The sequence below is a fragment of the Streptomyces sp. YIM 121038 genome (assembly GCF_006088715.1).
Taxonomy (GTDB): Bacteria; Actinomycetota; Actinomycetes; order Streptomycetales; family Streptomycetaceae; genus Streptomyces.
Genome location: NZ_CP030771.1, coordinates 7247021 through 7261484 on the forward strand (window position 1 = coordinate 7247021; position 14464 = coordinate 7261484).

14 protein-coding genes are annotated in these 14464 nt (G+C 72.1%); 6 read left to right on the forward strand and 8 right to left on the reverse strand.

The genetic code is table 11. The features are described from left to right. Window positions 1–3: 3 nt before the first annotated feature. Window positions 4–1053, reverse strand: coding sequence for a hypothetical protein (locus C9F11_RS31165; protein ID WP_138962377.1), 1050 nt, complete (start codon window positions 1051–1053; stop codon window positions 4–6). Between the two features lie 176 nt (window positions 1054–1229). Here C9F11_RS31165 and C9F11_RS31170 point away from each other — a divergent pair, with 176 nt between their 5' ends. The 6 genes from C9F11_RS31170 (at window position 1230) to C9F11_RS31195 (ending at window position 6931) form a co-directional block, all read left to right on the forward strand. Further along, window positions 1230–1691, forward strand: coding sequence for a MarR family winged helix-turn-helix transcriptional regulator (locus C9F11_RS31170; RefSeq protein WP_138962378.1), 462 nt, complete (start codon window positions 1230–1232; stop codon window positions 1689–1691). A gap of 89 nt (window positions 1692–1780) precedes the next feature. After that, window positions 1781–3022 (forward strand): macrolide-inactivating glycosyltransferase, encoded by a 1242-nt coding sequence (mgt, locus tag C9F11_RS31175; RefSeq protein ID WP_138962379.1) that lies wholly within the window; start codon window positions 1781–1783, stop codon window positions 3020–3022. 277 nt (window positions 3023–3299) lie between these two features. Further along, entirely contained in the window at window positions 3300–4358 is a 1059-nt protein-coding gene (locus C9F11_RS31180) for a CDP-alcohol phosphatidyltransferase family protein (RefSeq protein ID WP_138962380.1), read from the forward strand. Between the two features lie 305 nt (window positions 4359–4663). Continuing rightward, the gene (locus tag C9F11_RS31185) at window positions 4664–5872 is read left to right on the forward strand and encodes a S8 family peptidase (RefSeq protein WP_138962381.1); all 1209 of its coding nucleotides are present in this window, start codon (window positions 4664–4666) and stop codon (window positions 5870–5872) included. A gap of 109 nt (window positions 5873–5981) precedes the next feature. Beyond that, window positions 5982–6548 carry a DUF1697 domain-containing protein gene (locus tag C9F11_RS31190; protein ID WP_138962382.1) on the forward strand — a complete coding sequence of 189 codons (567 nt, stop codon included), beginning with the start codon at window positions 5982–5984 and terminating at the stop codon, window positions 6546–6548. Continuing rightward, window positions 6545–6931 carry a DUF4440 domain-containing protein gene (locus tag C9F11_RS31195; protein ID WP_138962383.1) on the forward strand — a complete coding sequence of 129 codons (387 nt, stop codon included), beginning with the start codon at window positions 6545–6547 and terminating at the stop codon, window positions 6929–6931. Before C9F11_RS31190 ends, C9F11_RS31195 begins: the two co-directional genes overlap by 4 nt. A gap of 12 nt (window positions 6932–6943) precedes the next feature. On the opposite strand, the gene C9F11_RS31200 is transcribed toward C9F11_RS31195, so the two are convergent. The 7 genes from C9F11_RS31200 to cysD all read right to left on the reverse strand — a co-directional run bounded on the left by C9F11_RS31200 (window position 6944) and on the right by cysD (window position 14390). Then, window positions 6944–7849 carry a transglutaminase-like domain-containing protein gene (locus C9F11_RS31200; protein ID WP_138962384.1) on the reverse strand — a complete coding sequence of 302 codons (906 nt, stop codon included), beginning with the start codon at window positions 7847–7849 and terminating at the stop codon, window positions 6944–6946. A 287-nt stretch (window positions 7850–8136) separates the two neighbouring features. Then, window positions 8137–8940 carry a sirohydrochlorin chelatase gene (locus tag C9F11_RS31205; protein WP_138962385.1) on the reverse strand — a complete coding sequence of 268 codons (804 nt, stop codon included), beginning with the start codon at window positions 8938–8940 and terminating at the stop codon, window positions 8137–8139. A 5-nt stretch (window positions 8941–8945) separates the two neighbouring features. Next, window positions 8946–9854: an ABC transporter permease gene (locus C9F11_RS31210; protein ID WP_138962386.1), complete on the reverse strand. Its 909-nt coding sequence runs from the start codon at window positions 9852–9854 to the stop codon at window positions 8946–8948. Continuing rightward, complete coding sequence (locus C9F11_RS31215) at window positions 9841–10650, reverse strand: ABC transporter ATP-binding protein (RefSeq protein WP_249401945.1); 810 nt, start codon at window positions 10648–10650, stop codon at window positions 9841–9843. The genes C9F11_RS31210 and C9F11_RS31215 overlap by 14 nt, the downstream gene beginning before the upstream one ends. A gap of 42 nt (window positions 10651–10692) precedes the next feature. Then, entirely contained in the window at window positions 10693–11838 is a 1146-nt protein-coding gene (locus C9F11_RS31220) for an aliphatic sulfonate ABC transporter substrate-binding protein (RefSeq protein ID WP_249401946.1), read from the reverse strand. 234 nt (window positions 11839–12072) lie between these two features. Then, window positions 12073–13419 carry a GTP-binding protein gene (locus C9F11_RS31225; protein ID WP_138962387.1) on the reverse strand — a complete coding sequence of 449 codons (1347 nt, stop codon included), beginning with the start codon at window positions 13417–13419 and terminating at the stop codon, window positions 12073–12075. A 2-nt stretch (window positions 13420–13421) separates the two neighbouring features. After that, a complete protein-coding gene (gene cysD, locus C9F11_RS31230; protein WP_138962388.1) occupies window positions 13422–14390 on the reverse strand; it encodes a sulfate adenylyltransferase subunit CysD in 969 nt (322 codons plus the stop codon). Between the last annotated feature and the right edge of the window lie 74 nt (window positions 14391–14464).

The following is a 14464-nucleotide window of genomic DNA, read 5'->3' on the forward strand; positions in this document are numbered from 1 at the left end:
CCCTCACACGCCGACCGACTCCTCCATCTCCTCCTCCATCTCCTCCTGGTCGGCGGCCGTCGCGGGTGCCGGGGCGGCCGCCACCGCGGTCCGCCGCCGTTCGACCAGCCCCGCCACCGCCGTGAGCAGCGCGCCCGCGGCGAGCCAGGCCACCAGCGTGCCCACGTGTCCGCCGAGGCCGTGGCCGCCGAAGTACAGCTGGGAGCGGACGCCCTCGACGAAGCCCGCGCCGTTCCAGAAGGCGTGCAGGGAGCCGAAGAAGCCGTTCTGCAGCTCGGGCCGGAAGAGCCCGCCGGAGCTGGTGAAGTTGAGCATCACGAAGAGGACCATCATCGCGAGCGTCGTCCAGCGCTTGAGGAACGTGTGCAGGCCCACGCCGATCAGCAGGATGCCCGCCGAGTAGAGCCAGGACATGGCCCACACGCCCCACAGGCCGTGGTGCGCGAGGTGGAACACGGGCCCGGCGAGGACCGTGCCGATCAGGCTCACGGCGAGGGCGACGCCGACGGCGAGGCCCGCGCGCGCCCGCATCCGCAGGGCGCCGCCCGCGGCACCGAGCGCGGCGACGGACGCGTACGAACCGATGCTCACCGCGACGAGCAGGAAGAACAGGCCCTGGCCCGTGGGGTCGTCGGGGACCGTCGGCGCCACGTCGGTGACCTTCAGGGGAGCGCCCTGGGCGGCGGCGAGGGGGGTGAAGACCTTCTCGGCGGCCAGCGCGCTCATGTCGGATCCGGCGGAGGCGACGAGCAGCTCGGGCGTCCTGGCGTCCGGGACGTAGGCGCCGGATATGTCGAGGGACGTGAGCGCGTCGACGGCCTGGGCGCGCGAGGCCAGCGTCCGCACGTCGAGGGCGTCGCCCGCCTTGTCCGCGACGGACTCGGCGAAGGCGTGCGCGCGGGCGTCCGTGCCGACGACGGCGACGGGCAGGTCGTGCGGCTCGGGCGTGACGAACGCGCTCATATAGGCCAGGCCCATGCCCAGACACATCAGCAGCGGGGTCAGGAGATGGACGAGGACGTGGCGCAGGGGGCCACGGGCAGGCGCCTGCATGCGAATCGCTCCAGAGGGTCGGCAGAGACAGGTGGCGTATGCGACATAGATAGTTGGCATATACAACTCTTACGTCATGTTGTACTGTACAACCATTGGCGCCGGGGCGGAAACACGGCACGTGAGGCGGGTGCGGCCGGAGCCGGGCGAGGTGGACGCGAGGAGGCGGAGGGGCCGTGGCCGACCGGGACGACGCGATCGAGACGATCCAGCGGGAGATGACGGCGTTCGCGCGGCGTGCGCGCGCCACCGCCGCGCGGATGCACCCCGAGCTCTCGCTCGTCTCCTTCACCCTCCTGAGCCATCTCGAGTACCAGCAGGGCTGTCGCGCCACGGACCTGGCCGCGCACTACACGCTGGACAAGTCGACCATCAGCAGGCAGGTGGCGGCCCTGGAGAAGGCGGGCCTGGTGGAGCGCCGCCAGGACCCGGCCGACCACCGCGTGCACGTGCTGCATCTGACCGAGCGCGGGGAAGGGGTGCTCGCGCAGGTCACGGACAGCCGTCGGATCGCCTTCCGCGGGCGGCTCGCGGACTGGAGCGGGCCGGATCTGGAGCGGTTCGCGGAGTATCTGCTGCGGTACAACGCGGGCGCGGAGGGCGGTCCGGGCGCGGGGCCCGAGGGGTTCGCCGAGTAGCCCCCGGGTCGGAGGCCCCGGCGCGGGCGCTCGCGAAGAGTGCCGGAAATGGATTGCACGAGACGTATCGTCTCGCTTATGGTCGGCCCATGACCACACGCAAGCGTGCCCACATCGCCATGTTCTCCATCGCCGCCCACGGGCACGTGAACCCGAGCCTGGAAGTGATCCGGGAGCTCGTGGCCCGCGGTCACCGCGTCACGTACGCGATCCCGCACGCCTTCGAGGAGAAGGTCGCCGAGACCGGTGCCGAGCCCGTCCTCTACCGCACCACCCTGCCCGGCGCGGACGACGACCCGGAGGCCTGGGGCGACACCCTGCTCGACAACGTGGAGCCGTTCCTGGCCGACGCCGTCCAGGCCCTGCCGCAGCTGGCGGCGGCGTACGAGGGCGACGAGCCGGACCTCGTCCTGCACGACATCACCTCGTACCCGGCCCGCGTCCTCGCCCGCCGCTGGGGCGTGCCCGAGGTCTCGCTCTCGCCGAACCTGGTCGCCTGGGAGGGGTACGAGGAGGAGGTCTCCGAGCCCCTGTGGGCGGAGCCCCGGCGGACCGAGCGCGGCCGGGCGTACTACGAGCGCTTCGAGAACTGGCTGACGGAGAACGGGGTCACCCAGCACCCCGACCCCTTCGTCGGCCGCCCGCCCCGCTCGCTCGTCCTGATCCCCAAGGCGCTCCAGCCGCACGCCGACCGGGTCGACGAGAGCGTGCACACCTTCGTCGGCGCCTGCCAGGGCGACCGCGCGGCGCAGGGCGACTGGGAGCGCCCGGCGCACGCGGACAAGGTGCTCCTGGTCTCCCTCGGCTCGTCCTTCACCAAGCAGCCGGGCTTCTACCGCGAGTGCGTCAAGGCCTTCGGCGACCTGCCGGGATGGCACGTGGTGCTCCAGATAGGCGGGCACGTCGACGTGGGCGAACTCGGCGGCGTACCGGCCAACATCGAGGTGAGCCGCTGGGTGCCGCAGCTCGCGGTCCTGCGGAAGGCGGACGCGTTCATCACGCACGCGGGCGCGGGCGGCAGCCAGGAGGGCCTCGCGACGGGGACGCCGATGGTCGCCGTGCCGCAGGCCGTCGACCAGTTCGGCAACGCCGACATGCTCCAGGGCCTCGGCGTCGCCCGCCACGTGCCCATGGAGGAGGCCGACGCGCGGACGCTGCGCGAGGCGGTGCTCGCGCTCGTCGACGACCCGGAGGTGGCGCGCAGGCTGAGCGAGGTGCGCGCCGGGATGGCGGGGGAGGGCGGCACGCGGCGGGCGGCCGATCTCATCGAGGAGGAGATCGTGCGCGGCCGGCGTGACGGCGGAGTGAAGAGGGAGGGCGTGGGCACGTGACCGTTTGGTGGCGCTTCAGGCCTGGTTGGCCGGGATTGGCGCTTGGTTCGGCATGGCCTGACACGGCGTGACATAACGCTCTGTCGGACCATTCGGTAACGGCTGGGTCATTCGGTAACGCTCGGATAACGCGCGTGCGTCCTGGCACATGCATGGACCCGACCCACTGGTTCGACCCATACCCCCCGGCAAAGGTTGCATGGGCCACTTCTTGTTCCTTGGGACAACGGCTTCCTAGCGTGAGGTGAACTTCATTCGAACGCCAGGAAGTTGACCCATGTCACAACAGTCCCTGCGACGCGACACGGCCGAGCGGCGGGAGGCGCGGGAGATACCGCCCCTCGCCGAGGTGCGCCGCGTCACCGAGAAGAAGCGCGACGCCTGGTGGACCGTGCTGCTCGTCGACCCCGTCGCCACGCCGCTCGTCCGCCAGACCGCGCTGCGCACCCGGATCACGCCGAACCAGATCACCTGGGGCGCGTTCCTGCTCGGTCTCGGGTCCGCGGCGTGCTTCGCCCTCGGTGACTGGCGGTGGCTGTGCCTCGGTGCCGTGATCTACCACCTGAGCTTCATCCTGGACTGCATGGACGGCAAGGTCGCGCGGCTCACCGGCCAGGGCTCGGTCTTCGGGGCGTGGCTCGACTTCGTCTTCGACCGGATCCGCGTGATGGTGTGCGGGGTCGCCCTGATGGCCGGGCAGTACGAGCGCACCGGGGACGTGACCTACGTCTGGCTCGCGCTCGCCGTGGTCGGGCTCGACACGCTGCGGTACATCAACTCCCTTGAGATCTTCAAGGTCCGCTACACCATGCGCAAGCAGATCAAGGCGCGGGTGCGGGCCGCGCGGCGGGCGGAGAACCAGGCCGAGCTCGCGTTCATGGAGGACCTGCTGCGGGAGAACCCCGAGGCGGACGTGGAGCGGGACCAGGCCGTCGGGGCGGGCGCGCCCGGGGAGCCGGAGGCGCTCGCGGGCCGGGCGGCCGTGCCGGTGGGCGCGGGCCCCTCCGCGGAGGCCGGGGTGCCCGCGCCCGTCCGCCCCGCCAAGCAAGTCATCGACCTCCACCAGGAGTTCCGGCACCGGTTCCCCGCCTATCTGCGGGCGCGGTCCTTCCTGCTGCGCCACCGCATCCGTACGCACCTCGTGAGCGGGGTCGAGTTCCAGATGGGCGTCTTCATCCTCGGGCCGCTCTTCGACGCGGTGATCCCGGCGACCATCGTCTCGGGCGCGCTGCTGCTCGTCTTCGAACTCGCCATCATCTACAAGCTGCTCCTGTCGACCCGGGACTTCACGCGGACGATCGACTCCTTCGAGCAGCCGGTGTCCGCGGCGGCCTAGCCGTCGCCCGCCGAGGGCCTTCTGCGTCCTGCCCGCTCGGGGGAGGGGCAGGGCGCAGAGGGGGCGTACAGGGGGCGGGGTGCCCGAAGTGTCATGGGTGGGTCGATTTGTTATTACAGAACCTTGTTGAACAAGTCACAGCCGCATGAAGGTATTGATCTGCGCGCGTCATTCAGACAGGGTTTCGTCCCAACGCCCGGAGATCTTCAGTTCTTTCGGAGCGAGCCGGGCGTCGCAGTGAAAGCTTGACAACCCCATATTCCCCCCACATCCCCCCACAACACCCCACGAGGAGACCCCTCTTCATGGCAGCTCACAAGCGCGCTCGCACGATGAAGCTCACCGCAGGGATAGTCACCGCCGCCACCGCGGTGGGCGTGACCGTCTTCGCCGGCTCGTTCGCCGGTGCCTCGACCCCCACCGAGGGCAAGGTGTACGGAACCGACGCCAAGGGCGCCGTGGCCGGCAGCTACATCGTCCTGCTCGACGAGAAGGCCGACAACGACGCCAAGGCCGACCTCGCCGAGCAGTACGGCGGCGACCTCGGCCGCACCTACTCCTCGGCCGTCAACGGCTTCTCGGCCACGGGCCTGAGCGAGACCGAGGCCAAGCGCCTGGCCGCCGACCCGGCCGTCGGCAAGGTCGTCCAGAACAAGAAGTTCTCCATCAAGGCCACCCAGGACAACCCGCCGTCATGGGGCCTGGACCGGGTCGACCAGGCCGACACGGCGGGCGACAAGAAGTACACGTACCCGGACCAGGCCGGTGAGGGCGCGACCGCGTACGTCATCGACACCGGCGTCCGCGTCAGCCACAAGGACTTCGGTGGCCGCGCGGTCTCCGGGTTCGACGCGGTCGACAACGACGACAACGCGGACGACGGCAACGGCCACGGCACCCACGTCGCGGGCACCATCGCGGGCTCGGCGCACGGCCTCGCCAAGAAGGCGAAGATCGTCGCGGTGCGCGTCCTGGACGACCGGGGCTCCGGCACCACCGAGCAGGTCGTCGCGGGCATCGACTGGGTCACCAAGAACCACAAGGGCCCGTCCGTCGCCAACATGAGCCTCGGCGGCGGGGCCGACGAGGCCCTGGACGAGGCCGTCCGCAAGTCCATCGCCTCCGGCGTCACCTTCGCGGTGGCCGCGGGCAACGAGTCGAGCGACGCGAGCCAGGGCTCCCCGGCGCGCGTCAAGGAGGCCATCACGGTCGCCTCCTCCACGAAGGACGACCAGCAGTCGGACTTCTCCAACTTCGGCTCCGCCGTGGACATCTACGCCCCGGGCTCGGACATCACCTCCGACTGGAACACCGGCGACGACGCCACCAAGACGATCTCCGGTACGTCCATGGCGACCCCGCACGTCGTCGGGGCCGCCGCCCTGTACCTGGCCGCGCACCCCGACGCCAAGCCCGCGGACGTCGCCAAGGCGCTGACCGACGGCGCCACGCCGGACAAGATCTCCAACCCGAGCGAGGGCACGCCCAACAAGCTCCTGAAGGTCGTCGAGTAGGTCCCGTCCGGGCCGCCGCGCCGCCGCACGGCGGCGCGGCGGCCCTCTTCGGACCGGCGGCCGTCGTGCCCACCCCCACGGGGCGCGGCGGCCGCCTTATCGTGTGCGCATGGCGACGAAGATCTACGCGGCGCTCCTTCGCGGCGTGAACGTGGGCGGCAGCAGGAAAGTGCCGATGGCCCGGTTGCGCGCGCTCCTCGAAGGGCTCGGGCTCACCGGCGTACGGACGTACCTGCAGAGCGGGAACGCGGTGTTCGCGGCGGACCACGGCGACGAGGACGTCCTCGCGGCCGAGCTCGCGGCGGCCCTGGAGCAGGAGTTCGGCTTCGGCGTGGACCTGCTGGTGCGCGACCACGCGTATCTGCGGGCGGTGGTCGACGCCTGCCCCTTCCCCGCCGCCGACCTCGAAGGCAAGCAGCTGCACGTCACGTACTTCTCCGGGCCCGTGGACGCCGCCCGCTTCGCCGCGCTCGACCAAGCGGGCTTCCTGCCGGAGGAGTTCCGCATCGGCGAGCGCGCCCTGTACCTCTACGCGCCCGAAGGGCTCGGCCGCTCCCGGCTCGGCGAGGCCCTGGGGCGCCCCGCCCTCACCAAGGGCCTTACCGCCACCACCCGCAACTGGAACACCGTCACCAAGCTCGCGGAGCTGACCGAGGCCCCGGGGGCCGGCCGATGACCGACCGCTCGCCCGCCGTGGAGGCGGCCATCGAGAACGAGCTGCGCCTGCTCGACCCCGAGGTGCGCGCCTCGCCCCAGCTGTTCGGCGATCTGCTGCACCCCGAGTTCACCGAGTTCGGCGCCTCGGGCGCGCGCTGGGACCGGGCGTCGATCGTCCGGGTCCTCACCGCGAGCCCCGAGCCCGGCGCCCGGCCCGTCACGACCTCCCGCATGCGGGGCGTGCAGCTCGCCGACGACCTGGTGCACCTGACCTTCGACACCGAAAGCAACGGCCGTCTGGTGCACCGCAGTTCGCTGTGGCGGCGCACGGGCGAGGGCTGGCTGCTCTGGTTCCACCAGGGCACGCCGTTCACGCCCTCCGAGCCGGGCGGCCAGGGGTGAAGGGGCAGGCGCTCACGCCGCGCGCGGCAGCGTGACCGTGCGGACGCCGCAGTAGGTCGTGTGCGAGACGATCTCGGCGGGCACCGCGAGCCGCGGATCGGCGAGCAGCCGCCGCACGGCGTCGGGCCGCTCCGGAGCCGGGGCGTGCCCGGCAGCCGAGGTGACGGCGGCGACGGCGTCGAGCAGCGCGAGGTCCGCCGCCGTGACCTCCGCCTCGTCCTTCTCCATCAGCCCCCAGCCGTCCCACGGCAGCGGCTCCGTGCCGCCGAGCGCGGCGAGGTCGGCCACCACGTCGGCGCGCACGAGCCCGAGGCCCTTGATCTCGGGCACGGTGAACACGCCGAAGGCCTCCGGGTCCGCGCGCCCCTCCCGGCACGCCCGCCAGGCGTCCCCGGCCACCAGGAACGCGTCGCGCGGCACGTCCATCGGGTCGAACGCCGTGTCGTGCAGGTCGCCGTACACCTGCGGGTCGGCGAGGACCCAGCCGCGCCCCTCCCGCCAGTACTCCGTCACCCAGTGGTTGTCGTGGAACCCCGCCTGGAAGTACGTGCCGTAGCCGCCCCTGAGCCGCGCCGGGGTGCCGGTCTCGCGCAGCAGCGCGCACAGCAGCAGCGCGAAGTCCCGGCAGGTGGCGACGAACCGCGCCGCGGGCTCGCGCTCCTGGGCGAGCGGGGTGTCGCCGCGCTCGCGCAGGATGCGCAGGATCTCCGTGACGTACCGGGACTCGGCGTCCCCGTGCAGCCGCTCGTCGGGCACCGTCCAGCCGCAGGTCTCCCGCTCCTCGCGGTGCAGCAGCACGCCCCGCACCAGGGCGGCGAGGGCCTCGGGGGAGCGGGGCAGCGGGTCCGGGCCGAGCAGGGCTTCGAGGTGGGGGCCGGGGGTGCTGTACGGGCTGTGTGTCAGGTAGTCGCTGTCCATGGCGGACAGGCTGAGGTCTGCCCTTGGGGCAAGGTCCAGAGGCGGGGGGGCTGTGTGGCCGGGGGCGCCGGGCCGCTGCGCTGGGCTGGGCCGCTCGGCTGGGGCGCCGGGTCGCCGGACCGGGTCGTGATCGGCCCAGGAAACTCCCCTGAAAGTGGACCATTCCACTGCGCCACCCCTGGCTGGGGTTTCCGCCATGACCACCACGGAGACCCGCCCGCCGCCGAGGGGCGCGGCGAGGGGGTGCTGCGTGACCTGTACGCGGCCCTCGGCACCCTGAGGGGCCGCTAGCCGACGGCGGGCAGGGCCAGCAGCCCTGTCGCGAGGTGCCCCGCCCGGGTGGACGGGTGGGCGAGATCCGTCGCGAAGCGACGGCACGCGTCGAACCGTTCGAGGAGCACCCGGGCGACGAACGGCGAGTCCCCCAGAACCCCGCCGAGAACATCGGCCTCGGCGGCACCGCGAGCGATCCGGTCGGGCAGGAACCCGGGAGCCAGTACATAGGGAGCGACGGCCACCCGCCGCACCCCGGGCACGCCCCGCAGGAGGTGGACGGCCCGCCCGGTGGGGGGCAGTGCCGCGGAGGCGAACGCAGGCCGCACGGCGCACCAACCGGTACGCCGCCACTCCCGCGCGATGTCAGCGATCACTGCGATCGCCTCCGGGTCCGTGGAGCCGGCCGAGGCGAGGACCACCCCGGTCGTGTCCTTGTCGGCGGGGTCGAGCCCCGCCTCGTACAGCCGCTGTTCGAGCGCGGTGAGCAGCAGCGGCGAGGGGCCGAGCACCCCCGCCTGCCGCACCCGCATCCCGGCCGGGGCCGCGCGGAGCACGGCGGGGATGTCGGCCTTCGCGTGGAAGGCGCGGGTCAGCAGGAGCGGCTGGGCGACGACGTCGCGCACGCCGGCGGCGGCCAGGGCCGCGAGGACGTCCGGCACGGCGGGGGCGTCGAAGTCGAGGAAGCCGACCTCCACCCGCAGCCCCGGGCGCAGCGTCCGTACGCGGCGCACCAGCGCGCGCACCGTCGCGGCGTGCCGCGGATCGCGGCTGCCGTGGGCGATGACCAGGAGTGCGGGGGAGGCGGCGGTGTGCATCGTGATCACTTCACCAACAGGCCGCGGCTGCGCAGGACCCACCGCTCCAGCGGGCTGAAAATCAGCAGGTCGATGGCGATGCCGACGATCAGGATCAGCAGGATGGCGAGGAAGACCTGCGACATGCTGCTGTTGGTGCGGCCCGCCTCCAGGAGCTGGCCGAGACCCATCCCGAGGTCCGGCGACTGCGCGATGATCTCGGCGGCCATCAGCGACCGCCAGGAGAACGCCCAGCCCTGCTTCAGACCCGCCAGATACCCGGGCAGCGCGGCGGGCATGACGATGTGCCAGGTCCCGCGGAGCCCGGTGGCGCCGAGCGTGCGGCCCGCCCGCAGGAACAGCGGCGGCACCTGGTCCACGCCCGCGACCAGGCCGTTGGCGATCGACGGCACGGCGCCGAGCAGGATCACCGCGTACATCATCTTGTCGTTGAGGCCGAGCCAGATCACCGCCGGGGGCACCCACGCCACGGACGGCAGCGACTGGAGCCCCGACAGGACCGGGCCGATGGCCGCCCGGACGAAGCGGACGCGCGCCACGAGCAGGCCGAGCGGTGTGCCGATGACCAGCGCCATGAGGAAGCCGAGCATGCCGCGCGAGACGGACGTCCAGATGTAGTCGAGCAGGGTGCCCTGCTGCCAGGCGAGCTCGACCTCCCGCCACACCGCGTCCGGCGAGGGCAGCTTGTAGCTGTCGGTCACCTCCGCCCAGACGAGGATCTGCCAGACCACGAGGACGAGCAGGATCGCCGTGACCGGCGGCAGGACCTTCTGCACCAGCGTCTCGCGCAGCGGGGCGCGCCGCGTCTGGACGGTGTCCAGGGCGTCGAGACCCGCCTCCAGGCCCGCCAGGTCGTGGGTGTCCGGCCGGTCGCTCTTGTGCGGAGCGGGAGTCGTCGTGTCAGTGCTGCCCATGGCGGCGGATCTCCCCACGCAGTTCTTCGGTGATCTCGACGGACAGCTCGGCCACGGCCGTGTCGTCGATGCGGCGCGGCTGCTCGATGCCGACGGTCCACTCCCGCGCCACCCGGCCGGGCCGCGAGGACAGCAGGACCACGCGCTGGGCGAGCCGTACCGCCTCGCGGACGTTGTGGGTGACGAACAGGACCGAGACGCCGGTCTCGCGCCAGATCCGGGTCAGCTCGTCGTGCAGCACGTCCCGGGTGATGGCGTCGAGCGCCGCGAACGGCTCGTCCATGAGGAGCAGCTTGCTGTCCTGGGCGAGCGCGCGGGCAAGCGCGACCCGCTGGCGCATGCCGCCGGACAGCTCGTGCACGCGCTTGCCGTACGCGCCCTCGAGCCGGACGAGGGTCAGCAACTCCTCGGCCCTGGAGCGGCGTTCGGCCTTGGCGAGGCCGCTCAGCTTCAGGGCGAGCTCGATGTTCTTGCCCGCGGTCAGCCACGGGAACAGGGCGTGCTCCTGGAACATCAGGGCCGGGCGGCCGTCGGTGCCGATGCTGCCCGCGCTCGGCCGGTCGAGCCCGGCCACGAGGTTGAGCAGCGTCGACTTCCCGCAGCCCGAGGCCCCCAGGAGGGTGACGAACTCGCCCTGGCCGACGTCCAGCGTGATGTCGTCCAGGACGAGCTGCTGCCCCGCCGGTGTGGCGAAGGACTTCGAGACGTGCTCGATGCGCGCGGCGACCCCGCCCGCGTCCGTGGTGTGCGAGGCCCGTGCGGCGCCCCGCGGTGCCTTGGCCAGCGTCGTGCCCATGGTCGTCACCTCCTGAGAACCTGAACTGTGGGCGATGTCGGGTTACTTGACGCCGAGGCCGGCGTCGTCGACCGCGGGCTCGCCCGCCGCCTTCAGGACCTTGTTGAGCGGGCCCAGGTCGTAGATGCCCTTGAGGTCGGGCTGTTCCAGGAGGCCCGCCTTCACGGCGTGCTCGGCCTCGGTGTCGAGCGTCGCCGCCAGCGGGTCGTTGGTGAACTGGATCGACTTCCAGGCCGGGTCGAGGACCTGCGCGGGCAGTTCCTTGCCGGAGTGCTGCTTCAGCTTGGCGTTGGCGGCGGCCTTGGCCTTGGCCGGGTTGTCCTTGATGAACTGGTTCGCCTTCACCGCGCCCCGCAGCACGGCCTCGACGACCTTCGGGTGGTCCTTGAGGAACTGCTGGCGCACGATGACGTTCGTGATCACGAACTTCTTGCCGGGCCACAGGTCGGCCTCGTCGAGGAGCACCTTCGCGCCCTCGGCCACCAGCTTGGACGCGGTCGGCTCCGGCACCCAGGCGCCGTCGACGGAGCCGGACTTGTAGGCGTCCGGGGTGATCTTGTTGTCGGTGCGGACCACGGAGACGTCGCCCTTGCCGCTCTGGGCGTCGACCTTCCAGCCCTTCTCCTTGATCCAGTTCAGGAAGGCCACGTCCTGGGTGTTGCCGAGCTGCGGGGTGGCGATCTTCTTGCCCTTGATGTCGTCCAGGGTCTTGATCTTCTTGGGGTTCACCACGAGCTTCACGCCGCCGGACGCCGAACCGCCGATGATGCGCAGGTTCTCGCCGTTGGACTTGGTGTAGCCGTTGATGGCGGGCGACGGGCCGATCCAGCCGATGTCGATGGACTTGGAGTTGAGCGCCTCGATCTCCGAGGGACCCGCGTTGAACTGGGAGTACGACGCCTTGGTGGCGCCCAGCTCCTTCTGGAACAGGCCCTCGTGGTCGCCGACGAGCGCCGTGCCGTGGGTGAGGTTCGGGAAGTAGCCGATCTTCACCTCGTCCAGCCCCTCGATCTTCTTCGCGTCGGCGGCGATCTTCGCCTTGCCGTCGTCGTCCTTGTCGGAGTCCGAGCCGTATCCGCAGGCGGAGAGTGTGAGCGCGAGCAGGGGGAGCGCGGCGACGGCGGTCAGCAGGCCGGAGCGGCGCGGGCGGGGAGAAAGGGGACCGGAGGAGGTGCGGATGGCTGGCACGGGAGGGGTTCCTCTCGTTGGCCCGGCGGAAGCACGGTTCAGGGTGCGGCCGGGTGGATGTCGGCGGATCTTCGTCTGCGTGCGAAGGGACGGCGGGGGGTGAGGGCGCGCGAGCGGTGCGCGTACGTCATCGCACACATCGCGTGACGCCGCCGGACCCCGCGCCGAGGGCGCCGCTGCCCACGCGGCCGCCCTCCTTCGCGAAGGTCGAGAAGACATCGGGAGAGGACACGGTCAGAAATCCCACCCTTCTTCGTCGTCCGTGGCCGACGCGGGCGCCTCGGCCCTGGCGAAGGCCTCGCCCGCCATCCCGGCGGCGAGCGTCGTGCCGTCCGCCGGGTCGATCAGGAGGAAGGAGCCGGTGCGGCGCGAGTCGGCGTACGCGTCGAGCGCCAGCGGCTCGGCGGTGCGCACCAGGACGCGGCCGATGTCGTTGGCGGCGAGGAGCCCCGGGTTCGGATGCTGCGACAGGTCGTCCAGGGTGAGCCGGGACGGGATCTGCTTCACGATCGCCTTGACCGTACGGGTGGTGTGCTTGAGCAGCACCCGCTGGCCCACGCGCAAGGGCGTGTCGGCGACGTGGCAGACGGTGGCGGCGATGTCCTGGGTGGTCGTCGGCGTATCACTGCTCGGGACGAGCATGTCACCACGTGAGATGTCGAGGTCGTCCTCCAGGAGCACGGTCACGGACTGCGGCGTCCACGCCACGTCCACCGGCCTGCCCAGGAGATCGATGCCCGCGACCTTCGTGGTGCGCCCCGACGGCAGCACCGTCACCTCGTCGCCGACGCGGAACGTGCCCGCGGCGATCTGCCCCGCGTAGCCGCGGTAGTCGGGGTGCTCGGCGGTCTGCGGCCGGATCACGTACTGCACCGGGAGGCGCGCGTGGCAGCCCGTCAGGTCGTGGCTGACCGGCACGGTCTCCAGGTGCTCAAGGACGGTCGGGCCGTCGTACCAGTCCATGGTCGCGGACGGCTCCACCACGTTGTCCCCGGCGAGCGCCGAGATCGGGATCGCGGTGACCTCGGGGACGCCCAGCTCCGTGGCGTACGCGGTGAACTCCTCGGCGATCTTCGCGAAGACGGGCTCCGCGTACGCGACGAGGTCCATCTTGTTCACCGCGAGCACCACGTGCGGCACGCGCAGGAGCGCGGCCACCGCGGCGTGGCGGCGGGTCTGCTCGATCACGCCGTTGCGGGCGTCGACCAGGACCACGGCGAGGTCGGCGGTGGAGGCGCCGGTGACCATGTTGCGGGTGTACTGCACGTGGCCCGGCGTGTCGGCCAGGATGAACCGGCGGCGCGGGGTCGCGAAGTAGCGGTACGCCACGTCGATGGTGATGCCCTGCTCGCGCTCGGCCCGCAGGCCGTCGGTGAGCAGCGCCAGGTCGGGCCCCTCGGCGCCGCGGCTGCGCGAGGCGTGCTCGACGGCCTCCAGCTGGTCGGCGAGGACCGACTTGGAGTCGTGCAGGAGGCGGCCGACCAGCGTGGACTTGCCGTCGTCGACGGAGCCCGCGGTGGCGAAGCGCAGCAGGGTGGTGGCGAAGGGCCCGGCAAGCCGGCCCGCGGTGGTGCTGGTCATGGTTAGAAGTACCCTTCGCGCTTGCGGTCTTCCATCGCGGCCTCGGAGAGCTTGTCGTCGGCCCGGGTCGCGCCGCGCTCGGTGAGCCGGGACGCCGCGATCTCGGCGATGACGGCGTCGAGGGTGCTCGCGTCGGAGTCGACGGCCCCGGTGCAGGACATGTCGCCGACGGTGCGGTAGCGGACCCGGCGGGTCTCGACGGCCTCGCCGTCCTTGGGGCCGCCCCAGTCACCGGCGGTCAGCCACATGCCGCCGCGCAGGAACACCGGGCGCTCGTGGGCGAAGTAGATCTCGGGCAGCTCGATCCCCTCGCGGGCGATGTACTGCCACACGTCCAGCTCGGTCCAGTTGGACAGCGGGAAGACGCGCACGTGCTCGCCCGGGGCGTGCCGGCCGTTGTAGAGCTGCCACAGCTCGGGCCGCTGGCGGCGCGGGTCCCACTGCGAGAACTCGTCCCGCAGCGAGAACACCCGCTCCTTGGCGCGGGCCTTCTCCTCGTCGCGGCGGCCGCCGCCGAAGACCGCGTCGAAGCGCTCGGCGGCGATCTTCTCCGTCAGCGGCAGCGTCTGGAGCGGGTTGCGAGTGCCGTCGGGGCGCTCCTTGAGCACGCCGCGGTCGATGTAGTCCTGTACGGACGCCACGTGCAACCGGAGCCGGTGCGCGGCGACCACGCGGTCGCGGTACGCGATGACCTCGGGGAAGTTGTGCCCGGTGTCGACGTGGAGCAGCGAGAAGGGCACCGCGGCCGGGGCGAAGGCCTTCAGCGCCAGATGCAGCATGACGATGGAGTCCTTGCCGCCGGAGAACAGGATCACCGGCCGCTCGAACTCGCCCGCCACCTCACGGAAGATGTGGACGGCCTCGGACTCCAGGGCGTCCAGGTGGCTGAGCGCGTAGGGCCCCTCGGCCTCCTGGGCGGCCGGGGCCCGCTCGGGCTGCGACGCGTCCTCGGTCGTGGCGGCGGTCGTCATGCGGTGACCCTCTCGTTGGCTCCTGCGCCCGCGGCTTCTGCGCCCGCGCGGCGCACGGGTGCGGGCGTCGTCGG